Origin of the sequence: Cutibacterium porci (assembly GCF_009696315.1) — a bacterium.
Classification (GTDB): Bacteria; Actinomycetota; Actinomycetes; order Propionibacteriales; family Propionibacteriaceae; genus Cutibacterium; species Cutibacterium porci.
On sequence record NZ_VUMG01000002.1, the window covers coordinates 696,943 to 709,259 of the forward strand.

Sequence of the window (12,317 nt, forward strand, 5' to 3'; positions counted from 1 at the left end):
AGCGTGACCCATCCACCCCGCCGCGTGCCACCGATCGTCGTCATGGGGGTAGCGGGCGCTGGGAAGACGGATATCGGCTCCATGCTTGCCGATCACCTCAGCGTGGACTTCATCGACGGAGACGACCTTCACCCGCACGCAAATATCGTCAAGATGGCGTCCGGTCATCCCCTCGACGACGAGGACCGCCAACCGTGGCTCGCTAATATCGGCACGTGGCTCGCCGATCGTGCTGATAGCGGAGCCGTCGTCGCGTGTTCTGCTCTCAAGCGCATCTATCGCGATCAGCTGCGCATGGCCTGCCCAAATCTTGCCTTCGTCCACCTCGCCGGTAACCGCACGATTGTCACACAACGCATCAAGGCTCGTACCGGTCACTTCATGCCGGCCAGCCTCATCGACTCCCAATACGCCACTCTCGAACCGCTGACCGCTGACGAAGTCGGCATCACCCTCAACTTCGACGCCTCTCGCGAGGAACTCGTCACCATGGCAGCTGCCTGGTTGGCCGACATCAACTGAACACTGGACTCAAGGAGGAGTCAATGCCCGTCGTCCTCGAAACGCCTGCCGGTACTGGCCAGTTGATCGTCGCTGCCATTATCGGTTTCGCCACCATTGTCACCCTGATCACCAGGGCCAAACTCCACCCTTTCCTCTCCTTGACGATCGGGGCCTTGGTCGTCGGGGCGATCTCGACGATGTCACTGTCCGAGATACTGACGGCCTACTCTCAGGGAGTCGGGTCGACAGTCGCCTCCGTCGGGGTCCTCATCGCCCTGGGCGCCATCATCGGCAAGTTGCTAGCAGATTCCGGTGGCGCCGACGAAATCGTCGACACCCTGGTCTCCAAGGCTTCCCCCGCCACTTTGCCATGGGCGATGGCCCTTATCGGTGCCGTCATCGGGTTACCAATGTTTTTCGAGATTGGTCTCGTCCTGCTCGTGCCGGTCATCCTACTGGTGACCCGCCGTTCCAAGCTGCCTCTCATGAGGGTTGCCATCCCGGCATTGGCCGGCCTATCCGCGATGCACGCCCTCGTTCCACCGCATCCGGGCCCACTAGCCGCTATCGGGCTCCTCAAGGCCGACCTGGGCATCACCTTAGGGCTCGGTGTCCTCATCGCCATACCAACCGTCGTCGTTGCTGGTCCACTGTTCTCACGGTTTGCAGCCCGATGGGTGCCTGTCGATGCCCCTGACCTTTTCCTCAACTCCGACGAGAATGGCCGTTCTGGTATCGCGCCTAGCCACCCAAAGTTTTCCGTGGCGTTGTTGACTGTCTTGCTGCCCGTCGTTCTCATGATGGGAAAAGCTCTAGCCGATATCTTCGCCGCCAAGGGCACAGCCGTCCGCAACTTCGTAGATTTCCTCGGCGAGCCGATGTTCGCCCTGCTTCTGACGACCCTGATAGCAATCTTCACACTGGGTCGCACATCCGGAATGGATACAAACGCCATAAGCGACAGCGTGGGTGCATCACTGCCCCCAATCGCCGGGATCCTGCTCATCGTCGCCGCTGGCGGCGGATTTAAACAGATCCTCGTCGACACTGGTATTGCCAAGCTACTTGCCAGCGGTATTACCCAGTCTTCGATTTCCCCGCTGCTCATGGCCTGGCTAGTCGCTGTCGTCATCCGATTGGCGACCGGCTCAGCGACGGTAGCAACTGTGACCGCGGCAGGAATCTTAGAGCCAGTAGCAACGACCTTGCCACCCACCCATGCTGCGCTGCTGGTACTGGCGATCGGTTGTGGTTCGGTGTTCTTCTCGCATGTCAATGACGCCGGTTTCTGGCTCATCAAGGAGTATTTCGGCATATCAGTAGGAGACAACATCAAGAGCTGGTCTCTCATGGAGACAGTACTGTCGGTGTGCGGATTGCTCCTGGTACTGCTGGTCTCCGTAATCGTCTAACGTCACAGCTTTCGCGGCGATGGCCGATTCCCTCGATAGGGAACCGGCCATCGCATCAGCGTTAAGACCTCACTGTTCGTGGTGCTCGCCCGAATCAACCTGAGCCTGGTCGGCCACCGCGTCAATCGTGGTCGAACCGTGGCGGACTTCGACCTTGCGGGGCTTAGCCGTCTCAGCAACGGGGATCGTCAGGGTCAGCACACCGTCGGTGTACTCAGCGCTGATGCGATCTGTCGCCAGACCATGGCCGAGGGTGAGCTGACGGGCAAACGTACCTACAGCGCGCTCGCGGGACAGCCACTGCACCTCGTTAGCGATCTTGGCGGCACGCTCGGCGCGAATCGTCAAGGTGCGATCGTCAACGTCGATATCGATTGATGCTGGATCAACACCGGGCAGATCCACCGCGACGATGTAGTCGTCACCATCACGGTAAAGATCCATGGGCACCGCCACAGCCGCTGGCGTCCTGGTGACGTCTGACAGCAACCGGTCCATTTCACGGAAGGGATCAAAAGTACGAGCCATGTCAACACTCCTACAGGTTCAGCACGCGTCGACTCTGTTTGAGTCGGTATGACTCAAGTTTAACCATGAGTGACCCAGACTCAACAACAGAGTTGAGCGTATTTCGCTCAAGGCTCACATATCCTGGACTCCGTTGTGCCGACGGTTCACGTACTTCCCATTCGTGAGAAAGGGCACAGCAATATCGCAGAACTCGTCGCCCCTGGTGATATGAAGGCGATGTCCGCCATCGATCGTGACCATCCGGGCATCAGGCAGGTCATGTACCACGTCACGCAGCCGGTCTTGACGCAGGTACGACGACTTCCCACCTCCGATAACAAGGACAGGCATGGTTATTCGAGACAGCCCGTCCCACCACTGGGGGTTGGGTCTCAATAATTCGCGGCTGACCTTCCACACCATGTTCGGGTCAAACTTGCGTCGTCCAGCAAGCGCCGCAACCTCCATAAAGATGACGTCGGCATATCTCCTCATCGGCGGCGGATCTCGACGCGCTCGACGCGGTACAGGCATGTCCTCTAGGAGGAGGCGCTCACAGCGATCTGGCTGACGCTGCGCCACAATCGACGAGACGAGGGCACCAAGGGAGTGACCTACTAGGGCGCACGTGTCAATCTTCAAAGCATCCATTTGCTTAAGAACATCCGTCGCAAAGGCTTCCAGTGAATAGTCGGTCCCAACTCCTCTGCGGGTGCTCATCGGCCCGTGCCCAAGCAAAGAGAGCTGATGGACGACGACGCCTTCAACATTGAATGCCAAGACCAATCCGCCCCATGTCGTTGGCGAGCTGGTAATTCCGTGGACAGCGACAACAGGAAGATCCGTGTTCACCTCTGGCACGATACCGTCGGTCGTTGATTCGATCGGATCATCGCAGCAGACATCACGAGGAGGCACAGATGGGAGTTGTTCACATCGTCGGAGACGAACTCGTCGCTCTCGCAGCCGCGTTACGGTTGGCACGGGTGGGGCATAAGGTCACCATCATCTCCTCGTCTCCACGGTGGCACAAGAACGCCGACCATCCCCTCGCCGCCGAGCTCGGCGCTACCCTCGAACTCCCGTCCGCATGGCGTGACCTTTTCGCTAAGTCAGGCCGTGCGATGGACGCCGAGTTGGCAGGTCTGGGACTCAATCTTGTGACCGAGCCGGACCGCCACATCAGTTCAGGCACGACAGCTATCTCCTTGCCTACAGAACGAGGCGCACAAATCCGCACCGTTCGGAACTGCTACGGAGATGACACCGCGCAAAAGTGGCGCAACGTCCTCAACCATGCTGACGATGTGTGGCAAGCCCGTCGCCGTCACGGAGTCGAACATGAAGTCACCTCACGACCCAACCCGCTCCCTACACCGATTCACCTCGATCTTCCTTCCCCGTTGGCCGAGCTATCCGGCAACGAAACGAGACTGGCCGTTACCCGGGTCTTTGGCTGCTGGAACCTCGTCGGCCCTGACGGCCCCACCGATCTCCAACCCCTACTGACCCTTCTAGATCAGCGACTGTCCCGACGCGGCGTCATCGTCGATCCCTCACCAGACGATTGCCCGGACGCCATCATCGACACAACCGCACCGGCTCCCCGACGCACCCGGTGGCATCGCCCAGCTCGACCATGGAATTCGCCGACTATCACTGTCAGCACCTCAGCCGAGCCGCCCGCGCATCATGGTATGGACCACCGGCTGGACTGGACGCCCGAGGGACTTGTCGAAACGTGGACCTGGTGGGATGGCACCTGGACCCACCACATCTGTCACAACCACACTCGCCCGGTCCCGAACCCGAACCTAGGCACTGAGTGGTCGAGCTGGCGGGACCGTCCCCCTATGGTCTGGCACCGAAACGGATCGACGCCAGTGCTGGTGGCCTCGCCGGCATCGCACGGTGGCCCAGAGCCCTGGGCTCGGCTACTAACCGGGGCATTGGCTACGTACCTGACCCACGAAAAGCTCACCGGTGACAACATCCGCCCAAGCAATAAAGCTATCGGTGCAGCGGGCCGTCCCAGAAGACGTCACAGTTCCACTGATGGGGTCTCGGCGCGTAGACTTGAGCGCTAGTCGCGAGGCACCGCGCCTGGAGACAGACATCTTGTGAAGGACGATTTTGACCGCACACGATAGTTCGACAACCGCCGACCCGCGCGTTGTGGAATCCGAGATTGCCAAGGAGCAGGCCCACGTTGACAGGGTTCGCGCGCAGCTAGAGATCGACGAGAGCAAGGCCCGCATGCTGGCCAAGGCGGGTCAAGACATGTACCGCTCCGACCGCACCAGCTGGGTTCGCGAAGAAGACGGCACCGCAATGTTTGAGCGCGACGCCTTCTCCTATAACGCGGCAAAAAGATTAGCGATACTCGATGCTGAACATGAGGGTCTCGTCTTCGGCCGACTCGATCTCACCGACGCCGAGGTGCGCCACATTGGACGCATCGGGGTGCGCGATGCCGACTACGAGCCCCTCGTCATCGACTGGCGCGCCCGTGCAGCCGAGCCGTTTTACCGAGCCACGCCGTCAGATCCCATGGGGGTCGTTCGTCGTCGCGTCTTACGCTGCCGTGATGACAAGGTCCTCGGCATTGAGGACGACCTGTTAGATTCCACATCGCACGCGGATTTGCCGATCATCGGTGAGGGAGCTCTCATGGCGGCACTCTCCCGAGCCCGCGACACTCGCATGCACTCCATCGTCTCAACAATCCAGGCTGAGCAGGATGAGGCTATCCGCGCTCCCTACCAGGGCGTGACGACGATTATGGGCGGCCCCGGCACCGGCAAGACGGTCGTTGCCCTACACCGAGCAGCGTTCCTGCTCTACTCTCATCGAACTCGACTCGAAAATGGTGGTGTGCTCGTCATCGGACCGTCATCGGTCTTCATGAACTACATCGAGCGGGTGCTACCCAGCCTCGGCGAGGACTCCGTAACGCTACGGTCTGTCGGCCAGGTACCCTCCGATATTCTGCACTTCTCTTCTGACCGCCTCGATGAACCACGCACTGCCAACATTAAAGGCAGCCTCGAGATGGTTAATGTTCTCGCCCGGTTGGTTAATCTGCCGCTGTCAGCAGACCCGCACTCCATGCAGCTACGAGTGACGGTCAAGGGCGAAGTCCTTACCCTCGATGCCTCGGCTCTCGCGGCTACGCGTCAGCGCATCCTCAAGCGCAATCGCTACAACGACGGTCGCGAAGCTGTCGAAAGCTCGCTACGCGATCAGTTGTGGGCAAAAGTTCCCGCAGACATCCTCGCTGCTCACGACCTCAGCAGGAGCGACTTCGATGAGTTGGTGTCGTCCCAGGCTTCCTGGCGGATGCTCCTCAACGCATGGTGGCCCACGTTATCGGCTCCCGACGTCTTAGCTCGGTTGGCCGATCCTGCCGTCGCCGAAGCGGTGGCCCCTGAGTTGGACGAGCAGACGCGTCAACTCCTCGTCAGTTCTATCCCAACCGAGGCGGATCGGCGCGGGCGTCGCAATTGGTCGATAGCCGATATGGCTTTGCTCGACGAGTTAGCCGCTTTGCTCGGCCCGGTTCCCCCTGAGCCCGACGCTGAGGCCCCAGTCTTCCTTGAGGGAGGTGACGCTGAAGAACTCGTCAGCCTTGGCGATCGTCTCCACGATTCACGCCAGATCGACGAGGATGAGCCCCGCGACACCTTCGCTCACGTTCTCGTCGACGAAGCCCAGGACATCTCCCCTATGCAGTGGCGGATGATTGGACGGCGGGGCCGACAGGCGTCCTGGACGATCGTCGGAGATCCTGCGCAGTCAGCCTTCCCTCACCCCGATCAAACCAGGGCGGCCTTGGACGAACTGGTCGGTCATTCCCCGTCGCGCACATTCACCTTGACCAAGAATTACCGCTCCCCTGCCGAGGTTTTCGACCTCGCCGCCGATGTCGTCGTCACCGTCCAACCCGACGCCGACCTCCCGCAGGCGGTGCGCTCAGTTGGGGTGCATCCCACCGCCATCCGCACTGACGACCTGTGGGCACAAGTACGCACGCAGCTGGACGAGATGCTCGAATCCGTAGACGGCACCATCGGTCTCATCTGCCCAGCTGGCCTGGTCGAGAAGGCGCGCGAGCTTGCTGACGATCCGCGCATCATCACAGTGACGACAATGCAGGCTAAGGGCCTGGAATATGACGGCGCAGTAGTCGTCGATCCCGAGCAAATCGTGTCCGAAACCGGGAATCCTGCCGGGGGCGTCCGAGTGCTCTACGTTGCTCTGACTCGCCCAACCCAGCGGCTAGCAGTCGTCGGCCTCAGGCAGCAGAACTTGCCTGGGCCCCGTGGGGCAAACCAGCCAGGTCGGGACGCCGCTGCGCCAGCATGGTCCGAAGCTCTGTGGTCGCACGAGACCTATTGAGGGTGAAGTAGTGCAGGCCAGGAGCGCCGGCGTCAAGGAGTTCACAGCACATGTCGACAGCGGCCGCCAAACCAATACGCCGGACCGCAGCCTTGTCGTCCTTAACCTCCTCGATCTGAGCTACCAGCTCAGCGGGGACATCAGTCCCGGATAGCTCGGCAAACCGACGGATCTGTCCATAGGACGTGATCGGCATAATTCCCGGAATAATGGGAATGTCACAACCCATGTCGCGCACCTTCGCCACCAGACGCTGGTAGTGGGAGGGGAAGAAGAATAACTGTGTGATCGCGAAAGAGGCTCCGGCTTCGGCCTTATTCACCAAGATGCGAGCGTCAACGTCAATGTCGCGAGCCTCAGGGTGGCCGTCTGGGAAAGCCCCCACGCCGACACACGCGTCTGGATGAATCCGCTTGACGAGGCGGACAAGCTCTGTCGCATTGGGCAACCCATCGGGATGCGGCTCCCAGGGCTGCCTTGCGCCGCCGGGCATGTCACCGCGGATAGCCAGTATGTGGTCGACCCCAGACTCGGCGTAATCAGCGACCATCTGTTCCAGATCGGCCACCGATTGCGAAACGCAGGTGAGGTGACCAACAGTGCGCAAACCAGTCGACACCATGTGCTGCGTACACCTCAAGGTACGATCGCGCCGCGAACCGTTGGCTCCATATGTCACTGAGATAAAGTCCGGCGCCATCGGTACGAGGGCATCCGTGGCGCTCCACAGCCGATACACATCGTCCTCGCTGCGTGGTGGCATGAACTCAAAGGAGTGCAAGGGGCGCTCCCCCGAGGCCAACAGGTCGGCAATGGTCGGCTTCTGGGACTGCATATGCGACAGGCTAGGCGGCACGCCCAGTAGCTGGGCGACATGTCCAGGGTGCGGACTCGTTTCTGGTCGTCACGCGCCTCTATGCTGGCGCTATGTATCCCTTTGACCCGTCCTCTCCAGTCAACGCTGACTTTCGTGATGCCGTGAGTGCGAGGATCTCTTCGTTCCTCGACGACGAGCAACGGGTCATTGACACGATCGGCGCTGAGCTGTCCCCCATTGTCGACGCTGCTCGCGACTACACCGGCGGTGGCAAGCGGTTGCGCCCCGCGTTCTGCTATTGGGGTTATGTCGCTGCAACGGATCAACCCGCTGAGCCCACTGGCCTATTACAGGCGGCAGCCAGCCTCGAGTTTCTTCACGTCTCCGCATTGATCCACGACGACCTCATGGACCATTCTGACACTCGGCGTGGGCTTGCCTCCGCACATCGTCGTTTCGAAGCGGCCCACGCCGCCGCTCACGGAGACGGATCTGCTGAGCAATTCGGATTCGACATTGCGATCCTGCTCGGCGATCTGCTTCTCATGTGGTCATCGCAGATGTTCACGTCAGCCCCGCTAGCGGCTAGCGCATTAACGGCGGCCACTCCCCTGCTCGACGCCGTGCGCACCGAAGTCACCTGTGGCCAGGTCCTCGACGTCACCTCGCAGTCAGGGATGGCGGGGTCCGATTCCGAATCCGCTCTCGACCTTGCCGGCCGGGTCGTGGAGTACAAGTGCGCCTCCTATACGGTTGTGCGTCCCTGCCAGATTGGCGTGGCCTTGGCTGGCGGATCTAGCAGTCTGCAGCAGACGATGGCGAGCTTCGGGTCACCTATCGGGCGGGCCTTCCAGTACCGCGACGATCTTCTGGGGGTCTTCGGTGACGCCGAGCTGACTGGCAAGCCTGCTGGCGACGATTTGAGGGAAGGTAAGCAAACTGTGCTCGTCGCTCATGCCCTCAAGCGAGCCGATCCACGCGACGCTGCCCGCTTGAGATCTCTGCTGGGACGCCCCGACCTTGACGACGACGACGTCGCCACCGCCCGCCACATCATCGAGATAAGCGGGGCTCGAGAAGCTGTCGAGTCGACAATTGAGCACTGCCATGATCGCGCCGTCGCAGCCCTCGATGACGCCGAGATGACCGATGCCGGTCGGGTTGCCTTGCGGGAGCTGGCTCGCCAATGCGTCGAGCGTCATTTTTGATACCAGCACCCAGAAGGCAGCGCATACGATGAGCCACAATCCTGGGTTCTGGCAGCGGCAACTGTGTGCTCGTGATACCTCGCGGTATTACTGGGCACAGAACACCTCATGATTACGATAGATAGCAATTCAGACCGACCATTAAAGCGAAGCAGAGCTGCAACGGGTTAGCATAAGGACTCGCCGGTTCATCTTCCGATGCCTTCTCAACGACTACGCATACACTTCGAAGTGGGCCGCACATCCCCTCTTCCCCGACCGTGCGTAAGGCGTAATCGTGAGCATGACCATGAGTACTGATCCGCTAGTGGGTCACATCCTCGAGGGTCGTTACGAAATCGTCTCGAAGATCGCTCGTGGCGGGATGGCGACCGTCTACCGAGCCCAAGATCTATGCCTTCCTCGCATCGTCGCGGTCAAAGTGATGCACGAAGGGCTCGACGCAGAGCTTGCTGAGCGATTCGATTCTGAAGCGAAAGCGGCTGCACGGCTCATCAATCCCCATGTGGTGTCGGTTTTCGATCAGGGAATGGACGGGGACCGTCCCTTCATCGTGATGGAGTACGTGCCAGGGTGCACGCTGCGTCACATCATCACCCAGGAGGCGCCGCTGACCCCGGTTCGCGCCTTAGATCTCCTCGAGCCAGTCGTCTCCGCTCTAGCCAGCGCCCACGAAGACGGCCTGGTGCATCGTGACGTCAAACCCGAAAACGTCCTCATTTCTGACCGCGGCCACATCAAGGTAGCTGATTTTGGCCTAGCCCGGGCGGTTGGCAATCACACGATGTCAGCAACGTCGGGCCAGCTCATTGGAACGGTGTCTTACATTCCGCCTGAACGGGTAACGCGCGGTAGCTCCGACGAGCGTTCAGACATCTACTCGGCCGGCATCGTGCTTTTTGAGATGCTCACCGGGCATAAGCCACATACTGGCGACTCCCCTATCCAGGTGGCGTGGGCACACGTCAACAAAGATGTCCCGGCACCATCGCACTACCTGGCCCATGGCACCCGGGCTGAACGCGATATCGCATGGCTCATCCCGGGATACCTCGACGGCTTGGTACGTGCCTGCACCTCCCGGGACCCTGCAAAGCGCCCAGAAAATGGGAGGGCTCTCCTCGATCTCCTTCGCCGTGTCCGCCACGCGCTCACCACTGGCCAGATGGATGATCCAGCTCTGAGAGCCCTTCAGACCACAGCGCCCCAGCCTGACGTTGTCATCACCAACCCGGTAACCTCTGCGCCAGGAGGCTCGACTGACCGGTCGACCCGTAGACGCAGCGAGCCGGTACGACCTGGTACAGCATCAATACCGCCGTGGTCTCGCACGCCAGTATCACCACATACGCCGGTCTCAAGCCCGGACGCTCCACTGTCTCCTATGGACCGCCAGCGCATACCGGCGCGGCCTACCAGCCATTCTCGGCCACGTTCTCAGTCCGCAACCAGCCGTACCCCACGAGCAATATCGCGTTCCAGGCTGGCCCAAGACGCCGTTCATCGTCGTCGCCGTGGTGTTATCGCAGCTTTATTCATCGTGGTGGTAGCCGTGTTATGCGCCTACCTCGTCTTCCACTTCACCTCGTCCCGGTACTCCGCGAGCGAGCTGCACAGCACAAATGTCGTCACGACGCGTGCCGTCCAGATGCATCCTGGTGACACAGGATTAGCCGAACGGCCATCCGTTCACGGTGAATCATCCGGCATGCACACTGTCTCACAACATATTTGACGCTCATCGGGGTTGCAAAGCGAAGATTCTCCCGCGTAACATCTGATTCGTGGTTGGTTTTCGTTCTTCGCGTCTTGCTGTGCCTGCTCTTCTTCTCATGGCTGCTTTGTGGGGATCGACCCTCGTCGTCATGAAGGGGACCTATGCCCACATGAGTCCCGAAAACTTGCTGGCCTGCCGCTTCGCCATGGCAGCCGCCGCATTTGGAATCCTCTTCCCGAAAGCCTGGCGCACCGATATGCGCACGATGGTCAAGGGAATGATCCTCGGCGTACTCTTCGCCGCTGGTCAGATCCTCCAAGCCGTTGGGCTGGGAACAACTCAGGCCGCCATGAATGGGTTTATCGCCAGCCTGTATGTCGTTTTCACCCCGTTGTTGGCCGCAGTGATCTTTCGCAAGAAAGTCTCCAACGCCGTCTGGGGAGCAGTGGCGCTAGCGACTGTTGGAATGGGTGTGCTCGCTCTTGATCCCTCGACCCTCGGTAGCGGATTCGGTATTGGTCAGCTCCTGACTCTGGCCTCCGCCCTTGCCTACGCTGGCCACATCGTTGCCACTGGACGCTTCGCCAACCCGTCCAACGTCGCATCCCTCGGGCTGTACCAGACCATCACCGTCGCCATTGTCTGCACCGTTGCAGCTCTACCTGGTGGCCTGAGCGCCCCAACCCATATGGAAGATTGGCTTGCTCTAGCCTACTTGGCCATCATCTGCGGCACCTTAACGACTTTCATGCAAAGCTGGGGTCAAGCTCGGGTGGAATCGACCCGGGCCGCCGTCATCATGTGCACTGAACCGCTGTGGGGTGCCATCTTCGCAATTGGCTTCGGTGGTGAGACCCTCACTGGGCGTATCACTATCGGCGGTCTCGCCATCCTAGCGGCGATGGCCTTAGTCGTCCGCCCGCCTCGCCGCCGCCGCGGTACACCGCAGCACCATGCCGAGCCCCCTATAACCCAGGTTGATCCGGCCTGGGCTCCAAGGTTCGGCATGGATCGCATGCTCTGATCCCCGTCAGTCCTGCGGCACTTGCCACGGCTGGCCGTCACGCAAGTCATGGAACGTCGTCGGCACCATCTCCTGATGCCGATCAAAGGACAGTTGCCAGCCTCGTTCGTTAACAAGCCCCTCATGGATGAGAAAGCCATGACGGGCCCCCACTGACCTCGCGAAGTCGATGGTTTCCTTCATGGCAGCCCAAGGAGCGTGAGCAGGGCATGCCAGCACGTCGACGCCGCGCGGGGCCTCATCTATCTCGTCACCGGGGTGGTACAGAATCGTCCCAAGCCCCTCCCCGATGAGGAACCCGACATTGCCGATCGATTCCAGGTCCCGGTGAATGACGGCATGACGTCCTCCCACCGCCTCAATTCTCACCTCACCGATCTGCAGCACATCGCCCGGAGCAATGGGGTCGGCGTCGAGACTCGGAACGCTACGGCACGCCCCCTCTTCAGCTCGCACCACCGCGCCCGAATTCGCGTCAACCAAGGCACCGATGTGCTCCGGGTCGACGTGATCGGGATGGCGATGGGTAACAAGGATTGCGTCCAGATCGGTCAGTCCGTGCCAGGATTGGCTGAAATTACCGGGATCGACGAGGACCCGCTGGCCGGCTGCTTCAACAAGGATGCAGGAGTGTCCTAGATGCGTAATTCTCATACCCTCAGTCTCGCGTCGCTATGACATGGCGGCAACCAGTTCGTCACATTCTCACATGAACTCGTCGCTGACT

Annotated in this window: 11 protein-coding genes; 7 read left to right on the top strand and 4 right to left on the bottom strand. The window is 60.5% G+C overall.

Features of this window, described 5'->3' with window-relative positions; all coding sequences use genetic code 11:
* The first annotated feature begins 42 nt into the window (after window positions 1–42).
* Together FYJ43_RS07175 and FYJ43_RS07180 are read left to right on the top strand one after the other, a co-directional pair.
* Window positions 43–522, top strand: coding sequence for a gluconokinase (locus FYJ43_RS07175; protein WP_154563574.1), 480 nt, complete (start codon window positions 43–45; stop codon window positions 520–522).
* 23 nt (window positions 523–545) lie between these two features.
* Window positions 546–1,916 (top strand): GntT/GntP/DsdX family permease, encoded by a 1,371-nt coding sequence (locus FYJ43_RS07180; protein ID WP_154563217.1) that lies wholly within the window; start codon window positions 546–548, stop codon window positions 1,914–1,916.
* Between the two features lie 69 nt (window positions 1,917–1,985).
* Here FYJ43_RS07180 and FYJ43_RS07185 read toward each other — a convergent pair whose 3' ends face one another.
* Together FYJ43_RS07185 and FYJ43_RS07190 are read right to left on the bottom strand one after the other, a co-directional pair.
* Window positions 1,986–2,444 carry an Hsp20/alpha crystallin family protein gene (locus FYJ43_RS07185; protein ID WP_154563219.1) on the bottom strand — a complete coding sequence of 153 codons (459 nt, stop codon included), beginning with the start codon at window positions 2,442–2,444 and terminating at the stop codon, window positions 1,986–1,988.
* 114 nt (window positions 2,445–2,558) lie between these two features.
* Window positions 2,559–3,287 carry an alpha/beta fold hydrolase gene (locus FYJ43_RS07190; RefSeq protein ID WP_326833424.1) on the bottom strand — a complete coding sequence of 243 codons (729 nt, stop codon included), beginning with the start codon at window positions 3,285–3,287 and terminating at the stop codon, window positions 2,559–2,561.
* Window positions 3,288–3,346: 59 nt separating this feature from the next.
* On the opposite strand from FYJ43_RS07190, the gene FYJ43_RS07195 reads away from it, so the two are divergent.
* Together FYJ43_RS07195 and FYJ43_RS07200 are read left to right on the top strand one after the other, a co-directional pair.
* Window positions 3,347–4,513, top strand: coding sequence for a carotenoid dehydrogenase (locus FYJ43_RS07195; RefSeq protein WP_154563221.1), 1,167 nt, complete (start codon window positions 3,347–3,349; stop codon window positions 4,511–4,513).
* Window positions 4,514–4,601: 88 nt separating this feature from the next.
* A complete protein-coding gene (locus FYJ43_RS07200) occupies window positions 4,602–6,824 on the top strand; it encodes a HelD family protein (protein WP_326833459.1) in 2,223 nt (740 codons plus the stop codon).
* On the opposite strand, the gene metF is transcribed toward FYJ43_RS07200, so the two are convergent.
* Complete coding sequence (gene metF / locus FYJ43_RS07205) at window positions 6,721–7,659, bottom strand: methylenetetrahydrofolate reductase [NAD(P)H] (RefSeq protein WP_154563225.1); 939 nt, start codon at window positions 7,657–7,659, stop codon at window positions 6,721–6,723. The two genes, FYJ43_RS07200 and metF, sit on opposite strands and share 104 nt — an antisense overlap.
* Window positions 7,660–7,751: 92 nt before the next feature.
* On the opposite strand from metF, the gene FYJ43_RS07210 reads away from it, so the two are divergent.
* From FYJ43_RS07210 to FYJ43_RS07220, 3 genes are all read left to right on the top strand, one after another.
* Window positions 7,752–8,849: a polyprenyl synthetase family protein gene (locus FYJ43_RS07210; RefSeq protein ID WP_154563227.1), complete on the top strand. Its 1,098-nt coding sequence runs from the start codon at window positions 7,752–7,754 to the stop codon at window positions 8,847–8,849.
* Between the two features lie 283 nt (window positions 8,850–9,132).
* Entirely contained in the window at window positions 9,133–10,584 is a 1,452-nt protein-coding gene (locus tag FYJ43_RS07215; RefSeq protein ID WP_154563578.1) for a protein kinase domain-containing protein, read from the top strand.
* 49 nt (window positions 10,585–10,633) lie between these two features.
* The gene (locus FYJ43_RS07220) at window positions 10,634–11,590 is read left to right on the top strand and encodes a DMT family transporter (protein ID WP_326833425.1); all 957 of its coding nucleotides are present in this window, start codon (window positions 10,634–10,636) and stop codon (window positions 11,588–11,590) included.
* A 6-nt stretch (window positions 11,591–11,596) separates the two neighbouring features.
* Here FYJ43_RS07220 and FYJ43_RS07225 read toward each other — a convergent pair whose 3' ends face one another.
* Entirely contained in the window at window positions 11,597–12,244 is a 648-nt protein-coding gene (locus FYJ43_RS07225) for an MBL fold metallo-hydrolase (RefSeq protein ID WP_154563229.1), read from the bottom strand.
* Window positions 12,245–12,317: the final 73 nt, after the last annotated feature.